This window comes from Bradyrhizobium sp. USDA 4503, assembly GCF_054055815.1.
Window position 1 is genome coordinate 4,883,238 of record NZ_JBSRXS010000001.1, and the last position, 21,213, is coordinate 4,904,450.

21 protein-coding genes are annotated in these 21,213 nt (G+C 63.7%); 6 read left to right on the forward strand and 15 right to left on the reverse strand.

Annotated elements, in window-relative coordinates; genetic code table 11:
• Window positions 1-78 precede the first annotated feature (78 nt).
• Window positions 79-849 (forward strand): SDR family oxidoreductase, encoded by a 771-nt coding sequence (locus ACVMIH_RS23535; protein ID WP_076827323.1) that lies wholly within the window; start codon window positions 79-81, stop codon window positions 847-849.
• 31 nt (window positions 850-880) lie between these two features.
• On the opposite strand, the gene ACVMIH_RS23540 is transcribed toward ACVMIH_RS23535, so the two are convergent.
• The 3 genes from ACVMIH_RS23540 to ACVMIH_RS23550 form a co-directional block, all read right to left on the reverse strand.
• Window positions 881-1,384: an SRPBCC family protein gene (locus tag ACVMIH_RS23540; RefSeq protein WP_225646597.1), complete on the reverse strand. Its 504-nt coding sequence runs from the start codon at window positions 1,382-1,384 to the stop codon at window positions 881-883.
• Complete coding sequence (locus tag ACVMIH_RS23545; RefSeq protein ID WP_141340053.1) at window positions 1,381-1,707, reverse strand: ArsR/SmtB family transcription factor; 327 nt, start codon at window positions 1,705-1,707, stop codon at window positions 1,381-1,383. Before ACVMIH_RS23545 ends, ACVMIH_RS23540 begins: the two co-directional genes overlap by 4 nt.
• A 137-nt stretch (window positions 1,708-1,844) precedes the next feature.
• Entirely contained in the window at window positions 1,845-3,146 is a 1,302-nt protein-coding gene (locus ACVMIH_RS23550) for a PQQ-dependent sugar dehydrogenase (protein ID WP_456782745.1), read from the reverse strand.
• A 458-nt stretch (window positions 3,147-3,604) separates the two neighbouring features.
• On the opposite strand from ACVMIH_RS23550, the gene ACVMIH_RS23555 reads away from it, so the two are divergent.
• Window positions 3,605-3,892 (forward strand): hypothetical protein, encoded by a 288-nt coding sequence (locus ACVMIH_RS23555; protein WP_075969423.1) that lies wholly within the window; start codon window positions 3,605-3,607, stop codon window positions 3,890-3,892.
• A 112-nt stretch (window positions 3,893-4,004) separates the two neighbouring features.
• Here the strand turns inward: ACVMIH_RS23555 and ACVMIH_RS23560 are convergent, their stop codons facing one another.
• A complete protein-coding gene (locus ACVMIH_RS23560) occupies window positions 4,005-5,273 on the reverse strand; it encodes a serine hydrolase domain-containing protein (protein ID WP_456855157.1) in 1,269 nt (422 codons plus the stop codon).
• A gap of 67 nt (window positions 5,274-5,340) precedes the next feature.
• Window positions 5,341-6,549, reverse strand: coding sequence for a UDP-galactopyranose mutase (gene glf, locus ACVMIH_RS23565; RefSeq protein WP_456863493.1), 1,209 nt, complete (start codon window positions 6,547-6,549; stop codon window positions 5,341-5,343).
• A 197-nt stretch (window positions 6,550-6,746) separates the two neighbouring features.
• Between glf and ACVMIH_RS23570 the strand changes: the two genes are divergently transcribed.
• Together ACVMIH_RS23570 and ACVMIH_RS23575 are read left to right on the forward strand one after the other, a co-directional pair.
• The gene (locus tag ACVMIH_RS23570; protein ID WP_456855155.1) at window positions 6,747-7,979 is read left to right on the forward strand and encodes a hypothetical protein; all 1,233 of its coding nucleotides are present in this window, start codon (window positions 6,747-6,749) and stop codon (window positions 7,977-7,979) included.
• A gap of 72 nt (window positions 7,980-8,051) precedes the next feature.
• Window positions 8,052-9,206 (forward strand): caspase family protein, encoded by a 1,155-nt coding sequence (locus ACVMIH_RS23575; RefSeq protein WP_057017691.1) that lies wholly within the window; start codon window positions 8,052-8,054, stop codon window positions 9,204-9,206.
• Between the two features lie 41 nt (window positions 9,207-9,247).
• Here the strand turns inward: ACVMIH_RS23575 and ACVMIH_RS23580 are convergent, their stop codons facing one another.
• The 5 genes from ACVMIH_RS23580 to ACVMIH_RS23600 form a co-directional block, all read right to left on the reverse strand.
• On the reverse strand, window positions 9,248-9,811 hold the full coding sequence (locus tag ACVMIH_RS23580; protein WP_057017690.1) for a DUF488 domain-containing protein: 564 nt from the start codon (window positions 9,809-9,811) through the stop codon (window positions 9,248-9,250).
• A complete protein-coding gene (locus tag ACVMIH_RS23585; protein ID WP_057017689.1) occupies window positions 9,804-10,013 on the reverse strand; it encodes a hypervirulence associated TUDOR domain-containing protein in 210 nt (69 codons plus the stop codon). The genes ACVMIH_RS23580 and ACVMIH_RS23585 overlap by 8 nt, the downstream gene beginning before the upstream one ends.
• Window positions 10,014-10,331: 318 nt before the next feature.
• Window positions 10,332-10,943 (reverse strand): DUF502 domain-containing protein, encoded by a 612-nt coding sequence (locus ACVMIH_RS23590; protein WP_253588751.1) that lies wholly within the window; start codon window positions 10,941-10,943, stop codon window positions 10,332-10,334.
• A 232-nt stretch (window positions 10,944-11,175) separates the two neighbouring features.
• Entirely contained in the window at window positions 11,176-11,520 is a 345-nt protein-coding gene (locus ACVMIH_RS23595) for an HdeA/HdeB family chaperone (protein ID WP_233475664.1), read from the reverse strand.
• Window positions 11,521-11,580: 60 nt separating this feature from the next.
• Entirely contained in the window at window positions 11,581-13,005 is a 1,425-nt protein-coding gene (locus ACVMIH_RS23600; protein ID WP_245311505.1) for an MltF family protein, read from the reverse strand.
• Between ACVMIH_RS23600 and ACVMIH_RS23605 the strand changes: the two genes are divergently transcribed.
• Window positions 13,004-13,177 (forward strand): hypothetical protein, encoded by a 174-nt coding sequence (locus ACVMIH_RS23605; protein ID WP_199805259.1) that lies wholly within the window; start codon window positions 13,004-13,006, stop codon window positions 13,175-13,177. The genes ACVMIH_RS23600 and ACVMIH_RS23605 overlap by 2 nt on opposite strands.
• On the opposite strand, the gene ACVMIH_RS23610 is transcribed toward ACVMIH_RS23605, so the two are convergent.
• The 5 genes from ACVMIH_RS23610 to ACVMIH_RS23630 form a co-directional block, all read right to left on the reverse strand.
• Window positions 13,178-14,482 (reverse strand): DUF3300 domain-containing protein, encoded by a 1,305-nt coding sequence (locus ACVMIH_RS23610; protein ID WP_456863496.1) that lies wholly within the window; start codon window positions 14,480-14,482, stop codon window positions 13,178-13,180.
• Window positions 14,483-14,560: 78 nt separating this feature from the next.
• The gene (locus tag ACVMIH_RS23615; RefSeq protein ID WP_456855154.1) at window positions 14,561-15,574 is read right to left on the reverse strand and encodes an HAD family hydrolase; all 1,014 of its coding nucleotides are present in this window, start codon (window positions 15,572-15,574) and stop codon (window positions 14,561-14,563) included.
• A gap of 74 nt (window positions 15,575-15,648) precedes the next feature.
• Window positions 15,649-17,355 carry an arylsulfatase gene (locus ACVMIH_RS23620; RefSeq protein ID WP_200844473.1) on the reverse strand — a complete coding sequence of 569 codons (1,707 nt, stop codon included), beginning with the start codon at window positions 17,353-17,355 and terminating at the stop codon, window positions 15,649-15,651.
• The gene (locus ACVMIH_RS23625) at window positions 17,355-18,329 is read right to left on the reverse strand and encodes a formylglycine-generating enzyme family protein (protein ID WP_456863499.1); all 975 of its coding nucleotides are present in this window, start codon (window positions 18,327-18,329) and stop codon (window positions 17,355-17,357) included. The genes ACVMIH_RS23620 and ACVMIH_RS23625 overlap by 1 nt, the downstream gene beginning before the upstream one ends.
• Before the next feature lie 190 nt (window positions 18,330-18,519).
• Window positions 18,520-18,765 carry a hypothetical protein gene (locus ACVMIH_RS23630; protein ID WP_229192917.1) on the reverse strand — a complete coding sequence of 82 codons (246 nt, stop codon included), beginning with the start codon at window positions 18,763-18,765 and terminating at the stop codon, window positions 18,520-18,522.
• 272 nt (window positions 18,766-19,037) lie between these two features.
• On the opposite strand from ACVMIH_RS23630, the gene ACVMIH_RS23635 reads away from it, so the two are divergent.
• On the forward strand, window positions 19,038-20,825 hold the full coding sequence (locus ACVMIH_RS23635; RefSeq protein WP_456855153.1) for a tetratricopeptide repeat protein: 1,788 nt from the start codon (window positions 19,038-19,040) through the stop codon (window positions 20,823-20,825).
• Window positions 20,826-21,213: the final 388 nt, after the last annotated feature.

A 21,213-nucleotide genomic window follows, 5' to 3' on the forward strand; every position in this document is an offset into this window, starting at 1 on the left:
ATTGCTTCGTCGCTGTCGCTCCTCGCAATGACGGGCTCACATCCACTCAGTCGCGCCGACCACTGCAAGGAAGTACACATGACTACATCCGTCGCCATCGTGACCGGCGCCAGCTCCGGCATCGGACGTGCCGCCGCGCTGCGGCTCGCGCGGGATTTTTCCGCCATCGTCCTCGTCGCGCGCAGCGGCGAGAGGCTGCGCGAGGCCGCTCAGGAGATCGAAAGACGCGGCAGCACGCCGCTGGCGCTCGAGCTCGATCTCGCCGCGCCTGATGCCGCTGATGAAATCGTCAAGGCCACGCTGGATCGCTTCGGCCGCATCGACGCGCTGGTCAATGTCGCAGGCTCAGTGCCCGGGCTCGATCTGTTCGAGCTGACCGACCAGCAATGGGACGCCGGCCTCGCGCTCAAGTTTCACGGCGCGAGGCGGCTGACGATCCGCGCCTGGGACGCGCTGAAAGCGTCGCAAGGCGCTGTCATCTTCACGTCAGGCAATGCCGCCGTGCTACCCCGCGCCGGCGCCGCCGCGGTGGGCACGATCAACGCCGCGATCGAGGCACTTGCAAAAGCCTTCGCCGAGCGCGGCATCGACGACGGCGTGCAGGTGAACTGCGTGTCCCCGGGCGCCGTGATGACCGGCCGACGCCTCGCGATGCTGGAGAAGATCGCAGCGGCAAGGCAGCTCGATGTCGACGCGGCCAAGGCCGGCTTCCTCAGGCAGGCCGGCATCAGGCGGTTCGGCACGCCGGAGGAGATCGCCGACCTCGTCGCCTATGCCGTGTCGCCGCCGGCGCGCTGGATGACCGGCACCGTGCTGCGCATCGATGGCGGCGAGATCAGGACTGTCTGACATCGCCGCGCTATTGCCGATCCGCGCGCGGTCATGCTTTCGGCCCCTGCGCGGCGCGTGCCGCGAACATCGCGAGCAGCCGGCCCCAATCGCCTTCGGTATCAAAGATGCGGCGCATCTCGGCGGCGCGGGCGCCGTAACGGTCGAGCTTGCGGTGCTCGAGCTCGACGCGGGTGGCGTCCTTGCCGTCGGCAATGAAGCGCACCTCGATCTCGGTCTTCAGGTTCGGATCGTATTGCCAGTCCGCGGTGATATCCCACGACAGCACGAGGCGCGACGGGGGCTCCCAGAGCAGCACGCTGCCCCAGTCGCAGGTACTGCCGTCGTCGCCGCGTTCGTACCAGCGGCCGCCGACGCGCGGCTCCATGATTGCATCGACCGCATTGGTCTTGCCGATTTTGTAATGCGCGAGCGGCCACCACGTGCCCATCTGCTCGGTGAAGACCCGCCAGGCCACCGCCGGCGGCGCCTCGACATTCATCACCTTGCGGACGCTGTAGGGATCGTAATTGTCGGAGGTCGCTTGCATCGTCATCGGGATCTCCTCTCTTTGGCGGCTTCGCGTTCGGCCGCTTGCTTGAAGGCGGTCAGTGTCTTGTCCCAGAATCCGTCGAGCCAGCCGCGCAGGCTCTCCAACCCGCGGGTGTCGATGGCATAGAGCCGCCGCGTGCCTTCGATCCGCACCACGGCAAGGCCGGCGTCCTTCAGCACCCGAAGATGCTGCGACACTGCCGGACGGCTCACCTTGAGGCCGTCGGCGATCTCCTGCACCGATCGATTGCCCTCACGCAGCCGCTTGAACACCAGGCGGCGGGTCGGGTCTCCCAGCGCGTCGAGCGCGCGTTCGGCGCTGATCATAATCGTGTCGTCCGTTGTTGGATTTAACGTAAGTCTACACTTACGGTAAGTCAAGGCTAACGCTCTGTTCCAAATGAAACGGCGCGGCTCCGATCGAAGCCGCGCCGTTCAAATCGTCTTGCCGCAAGTGCAGGCGCTTACGCCGCCGTCACGCGCCAGATCACGTTGCCGACGTCGTCGGCCACCAGCAGCGAGCCGTCGGGGCCGAGCGCGACGCCCACCGGGCGGCCGTACGACACCTTCTCGTCGGGCGCGAGGAAGCCCGAAAGGATGTCGCGCGGCGGCCCCGCGGGATGGCCGTCCGCGAACGGCACGAACACCACCTTGTAGCCTGACAGCGTCGAGCGATTCCACGAGCCGTGCTGGCCGATCACCATGCCGTCGGGAAAACCCGGCAGCGTGCCCTGCGGCATCCAGCACAGGCCGAGCGAGGCGGTGTGGCCGCCGAGCGCGTAGTCCGGCTGGATCGCCTTGGCGACCATCGCCGTATCCTGCGGCACGCGATCGTCGACCGTCTTGCCCCAGTAGCAATAGGGCCAGCCGTAGAAGCCGCCGTCGCGTACCGAGGTCAGATAGTCCGGCGGCGTCTCGTCGCCGAGGCCGTCGCGCTCATTGACGACGGTCCAAAGCACATTGGTGCTCGGCTCCCACGCGATGCCCACCGGATTGCGCAGGCCTCCGGCGAAGATGCGGCTGGTGCCACCTGCGAGATCGAGCTCGTAGATCGCGGCACGGCCTTCCTCGACCGCAAAACCGCTCTCGGCGATGTTGCTGAGCGAGCCGACGCCGGCATAGAGTTTCTTGCCGTCGGCGCTCGGCAGCAGGCTGCGCGTCCAGTGCCCGTCGGGCTTGAAGCTGACGAGCTTGCGTCCCGGCGCGGTGATGCGATCGGCGCCCGCAGTGTAGGGAAAAGCCACGACGCCGTCGGTGTTGCCGACATAGAAGGTGTCGCCGACCAGCGCCATGCCGAACGGCTGGCTCAATCCTTCCATGAAGGCGCCGCGACTTTCGGCGACGCCGTCGCCGTCACGGTCGCGCAGCAGCGTGATGCGATTGGCGCTGACGCCGAGCGCCGCGGCGCGCCGCATCGTCGCCTGCATCGCGTAGTGGAAGACGCTGCGCGGCTTTCCTGCGATCTGCGTCGCCTCCGCGATCAGCACATCGCCATTGGGCAGCACGTTGATCCAGCGCGGATGATCGAGCCCGGCGGCAAAGGCGTTGACCTTGAGCCCGGGCGCGGCGACCGGCTTCTGGTCGTTGTCCCAGCCCAGCGCCGTCGGCATCTTGAGCGTCGGGATCGCGCCCTGCGGTTTGGCCTGCGGGATCTCTGGCGCGCTACCCCAGGCGGGCGCGGGCTGCGCGCCCTGCATCCGCCGCCACGCCAGGGCGCCGGCCCCGATCGCCGCGACGACGCGGGCAAAAACTCCAGACGTGCTCATGAAACTTCCCCTGTAATTGCGCAGTGTTAGCGCGCCGTGTCATTCCCTTGCCGGCCGGCCGCGGCCTCTAGAGCATTCGCATAATGCCGCCCCTGATGACAGTAGTTATACGATCTTCGCAGCCGCGCACGAATCGGGGAGACTGGCTGCACGCTCCCTTGTCAGGGCGCTTTCCTCCCTGAGACCTTGCCCGCCGCAGTGGCGGGCTTCCTTTTACGAACCGCCCCGGTTTTTCGAGGCGCCGCTCGCGCATCCGCCGTTATAGCCATGGAAGCATAACGGGCCGGCGACGGATGCATCCTGCCGGGCAGAGCCCGGCAGTGCCCTCCCGGAACACAAGCCCCCTCACAAGAACCTGATCCCACGCTCGCGCAGATTTGCCCTTGCGAGATGCATGGCAGATCAGGAACGCCGCTCCATGGCGGTCGTTGGTCGGGACACCAGTAAGGAGAGTGTGAATGCAACGAAAGACCAAGATATTGTCCCTCGCCGCGGCGTCCCTGATCGCAACAACGGCAGGCGCGTTCGCACAAGGCTACTATCCTTATGGGAACCCTGGTCCGAGATATTACGGCGGCCCCCGCTATCAGGCCGTGCAGCCTGACGTGATGTACTCTCCAGCGGAGCCGGGCTGGTACGGTTCGTTCAACGGCACCAACCACCCGACGCCGAGCTCGACCCAGGGTGACGTGGGTCCTGAAGGGAACAACAACGGTACGCTGACCGGCGTCTACAGGCGCTGGTAGCCACGCAAGATTTAAGGTCCGTCGCTCAGCTTGAGCGACGGACCTTTTTGCTGTTCAACGTTCCACGTATGCAAAACGTGGGAACGTGAGGTTCGACTTTTCTGCTGAGGCGTTACTTCACCAACGCGCCATAGACGATGTCCTGCACATTCTCGCGATAATATTTACGCAGCTCGCCCGGCGCCGCGGTTCCCACCACAACGACAAGACGCTCCTTCGGATCGCAGAAGAACTGGGTGCCATAAGCGCCGTTCCAGGTAAACTCGCCGGGATTGCCCGGCACTGACGACAGCCCCTCGCTGGTCCGCACCGCGACCGACAGCCCGAAGCCGAATCCGCCGCGATGCGGTTCGACCGCCGCGACGTTGTTCCTGATCTCGGGCCCGAGATGGTTCGACGTCATGTGATGCACCGTCTTGGGGCTGAGGATGCGCTTGCCGTCGAGCTCGCCGCCGTTGAGCAGCATCTGCCCGAAGCGCAGATAGTCGCCGACGGTGGCGAACGAGCAGGCGCCGCCGCAATCGAACCTGGACGGTGTATCGAGCAGCTTGATGGCTTGCGGCTTGCCCGTGAGCGGATCGTTGGGGAACGGACGCGCCAGCCGCGCGCGCTGCGCCTCGGCCGGGTGGAACGTCGCATCCTTCATGCCGAGCGGCTTCCAGACATTGGCCGCGAGATAATCGCCAAGCCGCTGGCCGGAGACCTTCTCGACGACGGCGCCGAGCACGTCGATCGAGAAGCCGTATTCGAACTCAGTGCCGGGCTGATGCACCAGAGGCAGCTGGGTGATGCGGTCGATGAAGGCCTGGGTATCGCCCTCGACCGCCGGCGCGGTGCCGTCGGGATAGAGTCGCGCCAGTGCGCTCGAGCTGTCGGGCCGGCCGCCATACATCAGGCCGGAGGTGTGGCGATAGAGATCGTGGATGAAGATCGGCTGCGCCTGCGGCTCCATCTTCAGCGAGCCGTCGGCCTGCTGCACGCCGACCTTCATGTCGGCGAACGCCGGATAGAACTCGGCGACCCTGGCCTGCAGCGGCAGCTTGCCTTGCTCCATCAGCGTCAGTCCTGCAACCGCCGCCATCGGCTTGGTCATCGACGCCAGCGCGAACACCGCGTCGATCGGCATCGGCGTGCCCTTCACCGGATCGAGCTGGCCATACGCCTTGTAATGCACGAGCTTGCCGTCGCGCGCGATCGCCACCACGGCGCCGGGCACGCGCTTGGCCGCGATCTCGCGCGCGAAGAAGTCGTCGAGCCGCACCAGCCCCCGCTCCGAGAAACCGGCCTGGTGCGCCGACGTTTCCGGAAGCGGCGCGGCGTGGGCGATGCTGACAGCAAGGCTAGTGGCGGCGGCAGCCGCGGCAATAACGGTTTTTCTCATTGTTTCCTCACCGGGGACCGCGGGCGATTTGTTATGGCGTTCGTTGCCCGCAGCTCGCAGGATTAGATCACGCCGGCAAGGGCGACAAGACTTCGCGGCGCGCGGCCGCGTCACGCCGGTGCATGCCTTCGCGAACGAAGAACGGCTCGACCTCGTGCTCGAACGTCTTCAGCGCAGCGCCGATCGCCTGGTGCATGTCGAGATATTTGTAGGAGCCGAGCCGGCCGCCGAAAATGACGTTGGGATGCGACGCCGTCATGGCGTGATAGGAGGCGAGCATGGCGCGGTCGGCGGCGGTGTTGATCGGATAATACGGCTCGTCGCTGCGGCCCGCGAAGCGGGAATATTCGCGGTAGATCGTCGTCCGGCCTTGCGCATGCGCGCGCTCCGGATGCAGATGCCTGAACTCGTGGACCCGGGTGTACGGCACCTCGGCGTCGGCATAGTTGATGACCGCGGCGCCCTGGTAGTCGGCGACGTCGTGCACCTCGCGCGCGAAGTCGACGGTGCGCCAGCCGAGATGGCCGCAGGCATAGCCGAAGAAGCGGTCGATCGGACCGGTATAGACCACGAGCTGCCGCGGATTGATGCGGTCGGCGACGTCGAAATAGTCGACGCCGAGGTGGACCGCGATCCTGGGATGATCGAGCATCCGGCGAAAGATCGCGGTGTAGCCGCCTGCCGGCATGCCCTCATAGCGATCGGCGAAGTAGCGATCGTCGAACGTGAAGCGGACCGGCAGGCGGCCGATGATGTCGGCCGAAAGCTCACGCGGATCGGTCTGCCACTGTTTCTGCGTATAGCCGCGGATCAAGAGATCGTAGAGCGTTCGGCCGACCGAGGCGATTGCCTTGTCCTCGAGATTGCCGATCCCCGCGGCGCCGTGCGCGGCCGCCTCCGCCGCGATCACGGCACGGGCCTCGTCCGGCGTCATGGCGCGCCCGAACGCCGCGCACACGGTCGCAAGGTTGATCGGCATCGAATAGACGCGGCCCTTCGCCACCGTGAAGACGCGGTGACGGTAGCCGGTGAACTCGGTGAAGCGGTGCAGATAACGCCAGACGGTCTCGGAATTGGTGTGGAAGATATGCGTGCCGTAGCGATGCACCTCGACGCCGCTGTCGGGGTCGAGCTCCGAATAGGCGTTGCCACCGATATGCGGACGGCGGTCGAGCACGCAGACGGAGCGGCCGAGCCTGCTCGCCACCTGCTCGGCGATCACAGCGCCGAAGAAGCCCGCCCCCACCACGACGACGTCGAAGCCATCAAGCTGCATGCGCTCTCGCCCTCATGTCGGATCGCGACGGCGCCCGACGCAGCTTCAACGTGACGACACGGCCGTTTCCGGCGAAATAAATCCGCCCATCAGGATAATTCCGAGCCCGGAACGGCCGGCTCGGCCGTTCAACTGACAGCATGCAAGGCGACGGAAATGCCCGCGCGAGCAGCCACACCGTCAAGCGCGGAGGTCCCATGTCCGTGATCTGCGTCCTGTATTCCAGCAACACCACCTATGATTCGCTGCACGGCATCCTGGCGATGGCTGCCGCCGAGCTCGACCGGCTCGGGCACGAGGTCAGGATGCTCGATCTGCTGGCGCCGGATTTCTCGGCCCGGCTCAACGCCCTGCTGCCGCGGCGCGCCGAGACCATGGCGCTCGGCTTCTCCGGCATCGGACTCGATATCCACACCAAGGACGGCAGGCTGTTCTGGGACGTCGCCGAGATTCCCGTCTTCACCTGGTTCTGCGATCACCCCTGCTATTTCGCCAGGCGTCACGGGCTCGAGAGCCGCTACACCGCGCATGGCTACGTGTTTCCGGACCATGCCGCATTCAACCGCGATCATCTGGGGGCCAACGACGCCGTGTTCGCAACCCATATGGGCATTCCCGATCCCGGCTTCTTCGGCGGCCTGCCGCCCGAGCAGCGCAACGGCCGGCTGATCTTCGCCAAGTCCGGCTGGAATCCGCTGGCGCTCGAGCGCGGCTGGCGCAAGATGATGCCGCCAAAGCTGTTCGCGCTGCTGTTCGACGCGATCGCCGAGGCGCGCGGCAAGACCTGCGGCGCATTTCCGAAGATCATCGTCGACGTCGCCGAGCAGCACCTGGTTTATCTGAAGCCCGGCGGCGACCTGTTCAACGTGATCCTGACCCGGCTCGACAACTACACACGAGGCGTGCGCACCCGCGAGGTGGGTGCGGTGCTCGCCGACTATCCGGTCGACTTCATCGGCGGCGGCTGGAGCGATCTCGACGTCAGCGGGCGTCCGGCCCGCGTGCTCGGCGCGATGACCTTCGATGCGATGCGCGAAGGCCTCGGGAGTTACCTCGCCGCGGTCTCGCTCAATCCCAATATCGATCTGTCGGTGCATGACCGGGTGTTCTTCGCGCTCGGCGCGGGCACCGTACCGGTGTTCGACGCCAACGGCTTCTCGGCCGCCGAGATGCCGCATCTCGCCCGCTTCAGCTTCGGCCAGGACACGACCAGCATCGCCGCCGCCGTCGAGGCCGTGCTGGCCGATCCCTCAGCAGCGCAGGCGGCGGCCGCGACCACCTTGCGCGAGCTTTATCCGCGCTTCTCGATGCAGCGGTCGGTGCAGGACATCCACGAAATCACGATGTCGATCGCGGGCGCCGCCGGCGCCAGCTTGTTGCCGGCCGAGCCGGTGCCGGCCGGCGTCTGGACGCCGAAGCAGGCGGCCTGATCGCGCGCCATTTCCGTGGCCGCGTCGCGCCCGCTACGCTACCATGCACCCGTCACTCCGATCGGGGCCAGCATGAACCGCCGCGCGTTTGTCTCGGGACTGGCCGTTGCCGCGGCGCTGGCGGGCTTCGCCGCGCCGGCTGCGGCCGACGGCAAGCGGGTGGCGCTGGTGATCGGCAACGGCGCCTACAAGAGCGTGCCGGCGCTGTCCAATCCGCCGAATGATGCCGGCGATATCGCAGCCGCGCTGCAACGCCTCGGCTTTGCCGTAACGCTGATCACCAATGCCGGCTTCGACGAGATGCGGCGCGGCCTGATCGCATTCGGTCGCAATGCCGCCGGCGCCGACATGGCTGCGGTGTACTTCGCCGGCCATGGCATGGAGATCAACGGCGACAACTGGCTGATCCCGGTCGATGCCGAGCTGAAGCGCGATACCGACGCCGCCAATGAAGCGATCAGCCTGCAAAGCGTGATGCTGCAGGTCGCCAACACCGCAAGCCTCGGCCTCGTCATCCTCGATGCCTGCCGCAACAATCCGTTCGCGGCGAAGATGAGCCGCTCGCTCGCCACCCGCGCCGCCGCCGGCAGCGGACTCGGCCGCATCGAGCCGGTCGGCAATGTGCTGGTCGCCTATGCCGCACGCGACGGCACCATTGCGCTCGACGGCGACGGCCGCAACAGCCCGTTCGCCGCGGCGCTGCTCCACAACATCGAGACGCCGGGCGTCGAGGTCACCTTCATGTTCCGCAACGTCCGGGACGATGTGATGGAGGCGACGCGCAACGCGCAGCAGCCGTTTGTGTACGGCTCGCTGTCGCGCAAGGCGATCTATCTCGTGGCCGCGCCGCCAGCCGACGCCGCCGCCGCGAAACAGACGAACGCTGCGCCGGCAGCCGCCGCATTGTCGGCGCCATCGGCGACGGCAGCCGGCGCGATCGATCCCGCGCTGGTCGGCACCTGGGAGATCATGGTGCCGGGTGGTCGCGGCCAGTCGCGCTGGATCTGGCGGATCATGGCCGACGGCACCTACCAATTCCACGCCGAGCCCTCCCGCGCCGCGCGCCCGCACGAAGGCACCGTCAGCTTTGCCAACGGCCGCTGGACGCTGCATGCGCTGAGAGGACTGAGGAACTACAGCGACGGCGGCTCCTACGAGGTCCGCGACACCATTGCCGTGATCACCGGCAAGCTCGGCACCGGCTATTGGAAGCGCAGTGTGGAGTGAGCGGGCGCGGCGCGACGGTGCAGCCGCAAGCCTCACTCCTTTCATAAATCCAGTTCACCCGTAGCCGGATAGACCACCGTGCCGTCGCCCTGGACGACGGCGCCTTCGGTAAGATGGGCGGGCTCGAGGCGCCCCTCCCCCATGATGTGGACGACCGTCTCGCCGGACGCGATGAGGTAGTCGGCGACGATGCGGCGGTGGCAGCGCCACCACACGGCTTCCGAGCACATCATCGCACAGCGTTGCCGGCGCCCCTCGTCGCGCAGATGCTGGAGCGCCGCATGAAACTGCGGCGACAGCGCATAGTCGGCGTAGTTGTGAAAACTCTCGTTGCTCCAGAACCCGTTGACGGACGGCGCCACGCTTCGCGCCTTGCCGCGGAGCCCGCCGAGATCGGCCAGATGCTCATACGAGATGCCCGCGGCCTTAAGCGGCTTGGGCAGCGTATCCTTGTTGAACTGCGGATTGGTTCGCGACCGCGGCACCGTTCGGATGTCAACGATACGCTCGATCGTGGCCGCGCCGAGGAGAGCGATGAAATCCTCGAGGCTGCGGGTGGAATGACCGATCGTGAAGAACGGAAGCGCCACGTCTTTGCTAGGCATGATGCAGCGCGCTGCCCTTGTGGGCCGCAACGTGATCGGTCTTGTCGCTCTTGATCTCGTACTGCGGATCGGCCTCCGAGGCGCGGTGGGTGTGCCCCTTGTAGTCGAAATCGCTGATGTGGACCGCGATGATGGTGCCCGAGACGCGGCCGGCCTCGGAATTCCAGCTGACGTGATCGCCGACCTTGAATTTCCTGGCCATCGTTGCAGGCTCCTTCAGACGCGAAATTGATCGTACGATACGCCGCCAATCGACGGCACGGGACTAAAAAAGCCCGCCGGAGCAAACGAGCTCACAGCCGGCCAAGTTCCTGCCTCGCGTTGGGGGTTCAAGCGCAAATTGATGGTCTGGTTGCGGCATCCCGGAAGCTTGCCGCCGCCATCCGGAATTCGATAGCGGGATTGATCGACGAAGCGACACCGGCAACGGACGCAGCAAGTTACAAGCTATATGGCTCAACGCGCAAGCCTGACAGAAAGCTCGGTCAGATTCCCTCGTCACTTACGTGGATCCGCGGAATCAAGTTGCTGCCCTGCTCAGATCTTCTCCTTTGAGGGCCGCCGCAGATCCAATGCCGACATTGGTCACGATTGCCCTCGCCTGCAACATCGACATGCTCAGAGGACGAATGCGATCGACCGAGCAATATCTGACAATGCCGACCAACGGCGTCGGCGCCTGCGGGACGAAGACAGCCACCCAGTCGTTCTCGAGTGTCTCGAGGAGATATCCGAGCTGCCAGCCACCCTCGACGTTCACCAGCACTGGCTTGAACTCATCGCTCGCGCCTTCGGCCTGAGCAAGGCCTTGAGCCATACTCTTCACCATCTGGTACTGCGGAAGGCTGCCAAGAAATGATTTTTCGACCCACGCGCTAATCCGAGAGCCGGTTTTGGTTCGCGCGACGATGCCGGCGAGGAACGACACCAGGATCAATAAAGCCGCTGCCACGACTGTAACAATTCCAATGCCTGCGACCTTTCCGATCTGGTCGAAATGAAGGGCATGAGACACCGGAAGCGCGGCCTTCACCGCCAGACGCATCGCATGGCTGAGAATCGCCAGTACAAGAGCGACGGGCAGGAGAAACAGTGCGCCTCCGATTAAAGTCGTTTTCAAAAACTCCTTCATTGCCACGGCCTCTCCATTTGCACACGCCGTTTGAAACCGCGCCTTTCGCCAACAGCCGAAAGAACTCGCCCGGATCTACAAGAACGGCCGTGGCCACCGGGCGTCAACAGACCGCCCACGTCGCCACAACCATCGCGTCCCGATGCGGATCATTGCGATGCTTGGCGAGTGAACGGGCAGTGCAGCGAGACATCCCGGTCTCGCCGCACCGGTTGCCTCGGGGAGCCGCCGATCATTTCTCGTTCTTGAAGAGAACGTCGATGGCCTGGATCACCTTGAGTTCCGGGTGGGCCTTGCAATACACAATGACTTCGTGCTCGCCAGATTTGGTCCGCGTAATATGGGCAAAATGCTTCTTCGCGAGGCCGTTGTACCAGCCGCTGTACCAAATCGCGAGAAAGTCGGCGTCCTCCTGATAAGTGTTGGCGAGTTGCGCGCAGGTCAAAGCCTGCACATCAATGAACCCTTTCGAGTCCATGTAGGTCGAGAGCGGGACCTGGGCATGAACAGAAGCAATCGAGATGACGAGAGCCCCAAGGCTGAGCCCAATCTGGTTCATGAAGGATTTGCGTTTCATGATTAGCTCCTCTTGAATTTGGTCCACCACCCAAGCCGGCGAACACTTTGAACAAACCGATCATTTCTGCGATGGGTCGGCCGTTGCGCTCGCCGGAGCGGGCGAGCGAAGCGACTCGTAGGAGATGTAGTACTTGTAGATCTTGCCGACGTACTGAACCGTCTCCTGCCCGACGATCGCAGCCGCGCCGTTCTCGACATTGTCGAACCAGACGGTCGAGTCGAAGCCGTGCTTGCTCGCATAGTCCCGGAAACGCTTCAGGTTTCCCGGGCCTGCATTATACGCCGCCAGGGCCATGAACACGCGCTCGCGCGGATCGGTGACCGAAGCGTCGACATAGGTATCCGCCAGGTAGCGCAGGTATTTGGAGCCGGCGTGGATATTGGTGTCGGCACTGGCCGCGACGCCGGTGATCTCGATCGGCTTCTCCTTCGCGGTACTGGGCTTGATCTGCATGATGCCGGTGGCGCCGGAGGCATTGTGGCAGGCCTGGTCGAGCTCTGACTCCTGATAGCCCTGTGCAGCGAGCAGGACGGGGTCGATGGAGTATTGCACCCCGTACTTCTCGAAAGATCCGCGCAGCGCCTTGAACTTCTCCGCCTCGGTGTGCGCGAGGGCGTTCTTCAGCGGTTTCGCCGTCTTGAAATAGCGTGCACGCAGGTCGTTGCCGAATTCAGTTCCGATTTTGTGAGTACTGACGAATTCAGCGAGCTCCTTCCTGAGCGCCGGACTGTCCTTGCGGATCGCCCAGGCGATGTCGCCGCCTTCGTTGATCGCAATATCGTCGCGCACCGTCAGCCCATTCAGGAGGCCCGCCCACGCCTGCGCCTTGAAGCGGTCGACGACGGCCCAGGGCAACAGGCCGGTGCTCACCATCTCCAGCAAGTCCTCGTCCTCGAGGTTCTTGTCGGCCGGCCTGACGACGATGCGTTCCAGCCCCTTGGCTGCCCGGTCCGCATTGAGCGCGTTCAAGTGCTCGAAATAGCTGCTGGCTTCCCGGACGAAAATCGTCTTTCCACCGAGCTCGTTCAGCGAGCCGATGCTCGGCGCCGCAGATCCCGTCACGAGCACTTCGCGAACGCCGGATGCCCAAGGATCAGCGAAGTCAACCAACTTGCTCCGATCCGGCGTGACCGTGAGCAGGCCGGCGGCGATATCGCCCTTTCCGGCGATCAAGTCACCCAGCAGTCTGTCGCGCCTGGTGGGGACGAAGCCGACATAGATCCTCTGCTTCTTCCTGCCGTACCGCTTGTTCAGCCAGCCCTCGAACTCGGCGCCGAGTTCGGCTTCGAAGCCGAGTGTCTCGCCCTTGTCGATGAAGAACGATGTCCTGTCGGTCGGCACGAGAATGCGCACGAGTTTGCGCTTCAGCATGCCATCGAAGTCGCCCTCCCAGACCTTCAGGGACGGCAGCGCCAGGACCTGTGGATCGGCCCTGGCTGATTTTTCTGCCACGACGACGGCGGCGGCGGTTGCGAAGGCCATGGCGAACATCCTGGAACTTGCGCAGGTCGATGAAAAATTCATGATCCAACCCAATCATTTGAAACGTGCCGCTGAAATCTGCCTGGACGTTACCTTTCTTCGTGGAAGCTGTATTGTAGTTTTTCGGCAACCTTGGCTTGTAGATGTCGACGCGCGAGCCCAGGCACTCTGATCAGCGCCGCCGGCCACCGCCATGGAAACCGCCCCCTCCCCGGAAGCCGCCACCTCCGCGGAAACCGCCCACGCGGCCGCCTCCGTGGAAGCCGCCGGCCCGCATGCCGCCGCGAATCGCGGCCGGCCGGCCGCCTGCGTGAACACGTCCGCTGACGCGCGAGCGCGTGACGCTCCTGTGCGAGACCGCCGCGCGATTGCCCGCACCCGTACGCGCATGCGTGACACTCCTGCTGCTGGTGCGGCGCGATACCGAGGCACCGCGATTGCCGGCGCGTTGCGAGACCGCGGTCCTGGCCCGGCCGGCACCCGCATTCGAGATCCTGCCGCCGGGACCACCGGTGCGATTGCGCAGCGCCTCGCGCGCGGCGGGGGTATTGCCACTGCCGAACCGCCTCGCCACGCCGGCATCGCGATAGGCGACACCGCCGCGATGCGCCGGATTGTGGGCCCAATTGTTGTTTCTGATGTTGGTGCGGTTGAACTGGTTATATCGGTTGACGTTGACGTAGACGTTGCGGCCCCACCAGTTGCAGCCGCCCCAGATCGCAGCGCCGACGGCCACGCTGGCGGTGAAGCCGATCACGCCCGCGGCGACATAGCCTGGCGGAGACCAATAGAACGGCTGGTAGTCGGGATAATCCCAGGCCCCGTAGACGACACCGGGATCGTAGACCGGGACGTAATACTGGTCGGGATCGACCGGCTCGATCGAGATCGCCTGCTGCATGCCGGAGGGCGCGGTCACACCGGCAGGAGGCGCGCTCTTTATCACCTTTTGCTGCGGCGTCGACTTGAGATTGCCCGCGGCCTCCGCGCGCTGGCGCAAGGTCTGCACGGCGCTCATCACGTCCAGCTCCTGCGCGAGGAAGGCATCGCCAAGCTGCTGGGTCCAGTCGAGCTTGTCGTTCATCATCTGAAGAACCTGCGGCACCGCCGCGAGGGCCTTGACGCTCGGATCCCACGACTGCTTCTGCATGGCGTCTTCGAGCGCCTTGCCGGTGACGGTCTTGTTGTCTTGCGACCAGCGCGCCGCCTCGACGACTTCCAACGGATAGGTCGATGCCATCAGGATCTGCGACAGCAGCGCGTCCGGGTAGAGCGCGATCGGCGCGACCAGTTGCTCGATCTGTCCGTTCGGAAGCTTGCTGGCTGTCGGGGCCGGCGCCGGCGCGGCAGCCTGGTCCTGGGCCGGCTTCTGGTCCGCGGGTGTCTGCGCGTATGCCGAGCCTCCGAGCATCAGGCCAACCGCCAGCGCCGCGTTCGCAATGGTGAGCCGGCGCAATCCTGGAAGAAGTCGTGTCATGATGCCTCCTCGTTCTTCGTCTCGCTTGCATCACCGGCGGCGCCGGGCGTCAGCGATCCCTACGCAATCGTTCGGCCTCTATTCAAAGCGGAACATGCGTTTCCAGTCGTCCTTCATGCTGACAACGATCCAGCCATTGGAGTTCGCCGCGTCGAGCGCCTTGTCGAGTTTGCCGAATGAGGACTTCCGATCGTATGCATATTCTCGTTCGGCATCGGTGTGATGCACGATCAGGCCAAAGCGTTTCCCCGATGATTGCGTCGCCCATTGCAGCATCTGGAAGTCGCCGTCCGAATTGCCGAAGGCCGCGATCGGCCGGCGGCCGATATGCGAGTTGATGCCGACCGGCTTGCCGGGTCCGTCGTCGACGAGATCGATCGCCGGCAGCCGGATCAGTGTCGGTTTCCCCTTGTCGATCTCGAACTTCGTCTTGATGCTCGATCCGACGACCTGCTCCGGCGGGATGCCATAGACCCGCCCGCTCCATGGCCGCATGAACTCGATGCCGCCGCCCGAGACAATGAAGGTCTTGAAGCCATTGGCCCGCAGACAGGCGAGCAGTTCCAGCATCGGCTGGTAGACGAGATCGGTATAAGGCCGGTTGAACTTCGGGTGACGCGCCGACTTGATCCAGTCGCCGGCGATCTGCGCGAACTCGGCCGTTGTCATGCCGGCATGGGTCGCCATGACCAGTTCGACCAGGCCCTTCTCGCCGGCCTTGGCCAGCGCTGCGATGTCGTTGTCGAGAACCGCCCTGAACGGCTGCTTCTGCTTCCACTCCGGATGTTTGGGGGCGAGGGCCTTCACCCGGTCGAGCGCAAACGCAAGCTGCACATACATCGGCTGCTCGCACCACAGCGTGCCGTCATTGTCGAATGTCGCGATGCGTTCCGGCGCCGGCACGAAATCCGGCGTGCCCTCCCGCGTCACCGCGGCGACGAAGTCCAGGATCGACTGCTTCGGCCGGCCGTCATTCCAGGAGGGAAGAGGATCACTCTGCGCGCGTGCGATACGACCGGAGACCGACAGCGTGGCCGCCGACACCAGCAGACCGGCCAGGATCGTACGGCGATCAACCAAGCTTCCGTTCACGAATCTCCATCCTCCGGTTCAGCCATTCAGAGAGGAACGACCCCCGAGAGTGGGGGCCGCTCCATTTGCATCGATCAGTTGCCGGTAGGCAAGCCGATCTGGAAGCCGTCCTTGGCAAGTTGATCCCTGAAGAACGCGAACCGCTCATACTGTTGGATCGTGATCGGTCCCGCGTAGGTCTCGCTCTGAATCTTCCGTGGCGGATACTTCACATAGGTCTGCATCAGATCCTTGATCGCGGCATTGATCGAAACCAAGGACCAGGTGTGCTCGGTGTAGTTGTTCATGAAGATGTCGTACCGCTCCTGGGGGTCCTGCCAGAGATCGAAGACCTGCGGAACGGTCGCCACATAGGACTCCGGCCCCTTCCAGCCGAGGTTGCTGTCGACCGCCAGGCCGCCGGTCTTTGCGCCGTTGTCGCCGCGCAGATTGAACACCGCCTTGTAGTTGCCGACACGGGCGGCGCCAGGCGAGAGTTCGGATTCCGTGAAATAGAACCAGTTCTTGCGCTCGGACTTGCCGGTTCCGAACAGGATCGGCGACATATCGATGCTGTCGAAGATGATAGGCTTACCCTCGCGATCGTTCTCCGGCAGCTTCACGCCGGCGAGCTTTGCGAAGGTTGCCATGTAATCGAGGCCGCCGACGATGTCGGAATTCTTCGTGCCGGCCTTGATGCCTGGGCCCCATGCAAGGGACGGGACGCGGTTGCCGCCCTCGCGAACCGTGCCCTTGGTGCCGCGGAACGGTGTGTAGCCGGCGTCCGGATAGACGTCCTGCCAGGCGCCGTTGTCCGTCGTCCAGAACACATAGGTGTTCTTGTCGAGGCCGAGGGACCGCACCTTGTCCATGATACGGCCGATACGCGTGTCGTTCTCGACCACGGAGTCGGCATACTTGCTCTTGGACATCGACTTGCCCTGGAATTCGGGCGCCGGCATGTTGGGCTGGTGCACCTTCATGAAGTTGATGCTCATGAAGAACGGGCCCGATGACTTGTTGCGGTCCAGATACTCGAGCGAGGCCTTCTCGACGTAGTCGTCGAAGAAGGGAATGCCGACCACGCCCTTGTCCGGCGTGTTGACGTACTGGCCGTTGATCTTGAAATCTTCCTTCGCCGGCTGCCCGGCATTTCCGGAAAGTGCGCCTTTGGTGACCTTCTCGAACATCGCCCTCAATTCGGGGTCCATGTCGGGAAACCAGGTCGGATCGGCGTAGGTGTACGCATTGAGATGATAAAGGCCGGCATACTTCATCTCGTCGTAGCCTTGCGCGCTCGGCAACGCATAGTCGGCCTCGCCAAGGTGCCATTTGCCCGTGAAGAACGTTTTGTAACCGCCGGTCTTCAAAACCGAGGCAAGCGTCCATTCCGCCGCCGGCATGCCGCCGCCCTGGCCCTGGAACGCGACGGTCGTCATGCCGCTGCGATTTGGAATTCGGCCGGTTTGCACCGCGGCACGTCCAGGCGTGCAGCTCGGCTGCGCATAGAAGGACATGAATTGCAGTCCTTCATTCGCGAGACGATCGATGTTCGGGGTTGGCATGCCGCGATTTTCGCCGCCGCCATAGGGCCCGGAGTCACCATAACCGAAATCATCCGACAGGATCAGGATGATGTTCGGCTTTGCGCCGCCGGCCGCGCTCGAGGGTTGCGTGGTCCCTTGCGCCTGGGCGGTCTCGATGGGCGCCATCGCCGAGAAGGCGGCGATGGTGGCGAGCGAACTCGAGGCCGCGAGCAGGTTGCGGCGGCTGAAGGTGTCTGTCGTTGTCTTCTCAGTCATCACTTTCTCCCTGAACGTGTAATGCAGCGAAATCCGAGATGGCTGGTCGACGTATCGATCGGCTCGGCATGGCGCGCCGCCGGTCGATAGCGCCGGCAATAGTTCGGCGCGCAGAGATGCGAGCCGCCCTTGATCACCTTGCGCGGTATCCTGCTAAGCGGCAGCGACGGATCGTGGCTGTCATGCTCGCAGCCGCCCCGCGGGTTCTGGGGAATGCAGCAGGCCTTCTTTGCATCGGCGCGGTGTTTCGGAGCCCACCAGTCGCTGGTCCACTCCCAGACATTGCCGATCATGTCGAACACGCCATAGCCGTTCGGCGGATAGGTCATCACCGGCGAGGTGCGCGCATGGCCGTCCTCGCACCGGTTCTCGAACGGAAAGTGACCTTGCCACGTATTGGCTTGATGCACGCCGCCCGGCACGAATTCATCGCCCCAGGCATACTCGGCGCCATCGAGGCCGCCGCGCGCAGCAAACTCCCATTCCGCTTCCGTCGGCAAATCCTTGCCGGCCCATCGCGCATAGGCGAGTGCGTCAGCATGGGTGACATGCACCACGGGATGGTCGTCCAGCGACTTGATGTTGCTTTTCGGGCCATAGGGATGGCGCCAATTCGCGCCCTTGAGCAGCGTCCACCATTGGCTGTAGTCGCGCAGATCGACCGGATAATCCGGGGGCGTGAAGACGAGCGAGCCGGCGAAGATCAAATGCGGCAGCGCATCCGGATAGTCCTTGGGGTCCGGAGCGACCTCGGCGAAGGTGACGTGGCCGGTGGCACGCACGAACTGCTTGAATTGCCGGTTCGTCACTGGAGTGCGGTCCACCCAGAACCCGTCGACGCTCACCATGTGGGACGGCGCTTCTTCCGGATAATGCCGATCCGATCCCATGCGAAACGTGCCGCCGGGAATGAAGACGCTGTCTGACGCGCCGGTTTCGTCCACGTTCGCGATCGGTCTCTCGGCAATATTCAAGAAGGTTGCCTCCAGTTACTCGTTGCGGCCGATTGCGTGCTTGGTCGGTTCGGCGGCCTCGCTGCGCAGGTTCTGTGTGACTGACCGATCGCAGCACGCAGCATGCCCGCGGCAAGCACGCTTGATATCGAAAGGTTGACGAGAATCGTATTTTTCACGCACTGCTCCAGTTATGCGAACGCCCCCTCGATCACGGCCGGTTCAGATGAACCAGAGCCTCGGCTTCCAGTTCGGCAACGAGCCGTTCGTAATCCGCGGCCTTCCGACTTCCTTCGCGGTCTCCTTGCTTTGCCGCTTGTTGCCAACGACGAAGCGCTTTCACAGCTTCGTCATAATCTGCGCAAATCGCTCTAAACTGCGCGTCGCGATTGAAGCAGCGCCGAATGTCAAGTTCGCGCAGCGGAAAGCGGGTCACAATCGCGCGGAACTCCTCCATGATGAACTCGCTTGTGGCCAACGTGACCTTTGCTGCTGGTTCATCGAGGCTTCAAGGTACGAACATGTTCGTACACGGCGCGACGCTCGTTGAGCGCGCCGTCTCAGGCGCGACGGCTTCAAGGCCGATGCGACCAGCTGTCGCTGCAGTCGGGAACTCGTTGTTCCGATGATTGAAAGCTGTCGCGTCAGCGCCGGCTGCTTGCTTCGCTTACGAGTTGCAACATGTACTGAGAAAGCCTACCGTCGACCGACGATTGGGGTTGCCGGTTGATGCCTGATGTACCCTTCGCTCACGATGCCGTCGGCGGCTCATCCGATATCCCGCGTTGTGATGATTCCGCGGTGCCGCCGGCGCATGTAGCGAAAGAGCTGGACCGCATCCTCTCGAGTCCGCATTTCCAGGCGAGCGAACGGCGGCAAGCTTTCCTTCGTTTCATTGTCGACGAGACGCTTGCAGGCCGCGCTGATAGCCTGAAGGGCTACACAATTGCCTTGGCCGTGTTTCGGCGCGACGACTCTTTCGATCCCCAGGCTGACCCTGTCGTCCGTCTTGAAGCTCGACGATTGCGCCGCGACCTCGATAGCTACTACGTGGATTCGGGCCGCGATGATCCGGTACGCATCACAATTCCAAAAGGCTCCTATGTGCCCCATTTTGAGTGGCACAAAATGCATACTGCCGACGCTCCATCTCGCGAGCCTGCTCTTGAACTGCACGATGATTCGACAACTGCTGCTGCTACACGTGCGAATTGGACGACCAAGCCTGGCATCAGGCGCTATGGGCCCGTCGCTGCCGCGCTGGCAGCCGGCGTGGTGGCTTGGATATGGCTTGCAGCAAGACCGCCTCCGTCCCCAATGACGCCACGCGAACCCGCGGTCCTCGTGATGTCATTCACGCCACTGACTCCCGGGGAGAACACGCGGCTCTTCGCCATCGGCATGGGACAGGAACTGACCAGCAACCTGTTTCGCTTCGGAGGATTCCGGCTCTACACGTCGCCGTCGAATGCGCTCTCCGCAAAAGGCGACGAGGCGCCCCAACCTGGTCGTCCTCTCGGTGCTTCCTATGTCGTCCGTGGAAGCGTTCAAACGAGCGCCGAAGAGGTGCAAGTCACAACGACTGTCTTCAACGCCGAGAACGACGAGATCGTATGGATGCGGACATATGCTCGACCGTTCGATCCTCAGTCGCTCATGAATGTCCAGCGCGAGCTCGCAAGCGAGATCGCAACCGTCGTCGGCCAATCCTACGGCGTGGTTAGAAACGACATTCGCGCGGATCCACCGAGGAATATGGAAAGCTATCTCTGCGTCCTGCGCGCTCAGGCCTATCGCAGCACTTTCCGGCGCGTCGACTTCGATCCGGCCATGCAGTGTCTTCAGCAAACCGTTCAGCGGGATCCGCAGTATAGCGATTCATGGGCCATGCTTGGATGGCTGCATCTCGACGCCGGACGGTTGGGCTATTCAGCCGACGGCAATCCGCAAACGGAGTATGACAAGGCCCTTGACGCAACGTCGCGCGCCATCGCCCTGCAGCCGAACAGTCCCCTGGCGCTGAAGGCCTTGGCTGCGGCCTACCATTTCACGGGACGTTACGCCGATAGTGATCGCATCAGCCATCTGGCGATCGACCTCAACCCCAACGATCCCGACATTCTTGCCCAATTCGGTTGGCGTCTTGCCATCCGCGGGAACTTCTCGGAAGGCGTGCCGATGCTCAAACGCGCGATCGAGCGCACGTTGCATCCGCCAGCCTGGTATCTTCATTTCATCGCGGTCGACCTTTACTTGAAGGGTGAATACAAGCAGATGCTCGACGTGGCCGAGACGGCATCGTTGCGCGATTCCGGATTCAGCCAACTATTGATCGCGATGGCGAATACAGAGCTCGGACGCCGCGATGCGACCCAAACGGCCTTGAAAGGAATGTCGCGGTACAAAGCGTTGGCCGATGATCCGGCCGGCTTCTTGCGCCGCAACGGAGCGGCGGATCAGGTTGTCGACACACTCGTGGCCGGATTGCGCAAGGCCCAGGCTCTCGTCGCGAGCTGACCTTCCCTGCAGTTTTGGCGCCGCTCAGCCGGCATCTTCGGCTTTCGACGGCCATGTCGCCGTCGCCGTTTTTCACTGCGCATGGAATAGACCGCCCGAAGGCGGCCTTCCATGGGTTAGCGGAAACCAAAGCGGCTTACGGGCGAATGCCGTTCTTTCGCGCGCAATCCCGATAGGCGGAATAGCCCGCCGAGTTTCGGGCGGCAGTCGCCCCGCTTGTCATGTTCGCACCGCCGGCGGCAGCGGCTTCATTCGCCTGCCTGAAGCATTCAGCACGAATTGCATCGACATTCTTGCCACTATTCTTCGGAGCCGCATTTGCCGGAACCGCAACCAGCAAGACCAACGTACTAAGCACACATATCTTCCACATAGTCGTTTCCCTGTT

What these genes read in the sequence shown, in the direction of transcription:
- ACVMIH_RS23560 (WP_456855157.1), bottom strand. Translation starts at nt 5,273, where the DNA reads ATGAGAAAAACCGTTATTGCCGCGGCTGCCGCCGCCACTAGCCTTGCT.
- ACVMIH_RS23555 (WP_075969423.1), top strand. Translation starts at nt 3,605, where the DNA reads ATGCAACGAAAGACCAAGATATTGTCCCTCGCCGCGGCGTCCCTGATC.
- ACVMIH_RS23535 (WP_076827323.1), top strand. Translation starts at nt 79, where the DNA reads ATGACTACATCCGTCGCCATCGTGACCGGCGCCAGCTCCGGCATCGGA.
- ACVMIH_RS23545 (WP_141340053.1), bottom strand. Translation starts at nt 1,707, where the DNA reads ATGATCAGCGCCGAACGCGCGCTCGACGCGCTGGGAGACCCGACCCGC.
- ACVMIH_RS23580 (WP_057017690.1), bottom strand. Translation starts at nt 9,811, where the DNA reads ATGCCTAGCAAAGACGTGGCGCTTCCGTTCTTCACGATCGGTCATTCC.
- ACVMIH_RS23575 (WP_057017691.1), top strand. Translation starts at nt 8,052, where the DNA reads ATGAACCGCCGCGCGTTTGTCTCGGGACTGGCCGTTGCCGCGGCGCTG.
- ACVMIH_RS23620 (WP_200844473.1), bottom strand. Translation starts at nt 17,355, where the DNA reads ATGACTGAGAAGACAACGACAGACACCTTCAGCCGCCGCAACCTGCTC.
- ACVMIH_RS23610 (WP_456863496.1), bottom strand. Translation starts at nt 14,482, where the DNA reads ATGACACGACTTCTTCCAGGATTGCGCCGGCTCACCATTGCGAACGCG.
- ACVMIH_RS23605 (WP_199805259.1), top strand. Translation starts at nt 13,004, where the DNA reads ATGGCGAACATCCTGGAACTTGCGCAGGTCGATGAAAAATTCATGATC.
- ACVMIH_RS23585 (WP_057017689.1), bottom strand. Translation starts at nt 10,013, where the DNA reads ATGGCCAGGAAATTCAAGGTCGGCGATCACGTCAGCTGGAATTCCGAG.
- ACVMIH_RS23570 (WP_456855155.1), top strand. Translation starts at nt 6,747, where the DNA reads ATGTCCGTGATCTGCGTCCTGTATTCCAGCAACACCACCTATGATTCG.
- ACVMIH_RS23595 (WP_233475664.1), bottom strand. Translation starts at nt 11,520, where the DNA reads ATGAAACGCAAATCCTTCATGAACCAGATTGGGCTCAGCCTTGGGGCT.
- ACVMIH_RS23635 (WP_456855153.1), top strand. Translation starts at nt 19,038, where the DNA reads ATGCCTGATGTACCCTTCGCTCACGATGCCGTCGGCGGCTCATCCGAT.
- ACVMIH_RS23540 (WP_225646597.1), bottom strand. Translation starts at nt 1,384, where the DNA reads ATGACGATGCAAGCGACCTCCGACAATTACGATCCCTACAGCGTCCGC.
- ACVMIH_RS23600 (WP_245311505.1), bottom strand. Translation starts at nt 13,005, where the DNA reads ATGGCCTTCGCAACCGCCGCCGCCGTCGTCGTGGCAGAAAAATCAGCC.
- ACVMIH_RS23590 (WP_253588751.1), bottom strand. Translation starts at nt 10,943, where the DNA reads ATGAAGGAGTTTTTGAAAACGACTTTAATCGGAGGCGCACTGTTTCTC.
- ACVMIH_RS23630 (WP_229192917.1), bottom strand. Translation starts at nt 18,765, where the DNA reads ATGGAGGAGTTCCGCGCGATTGTGACCCGCTTTCCGCTGCGCGAACTT.
- ACVMIH_RS23550 (WP_456782745.1), bottom strand. Translation starts at nt 3,146, where the DNA reads ATGAGCACGTCTGGAGTTTTTGCCCGCGTCGTCGCGGCGATCGGGGCC.
- glf (WP_456863493.1), bottom strand. Translation starts at nt 6,549, where the DNA reads ATGCAGCTTGATGGCTTCGACGTCGTCGTGGTGGGGGCGGGCTTCTTC.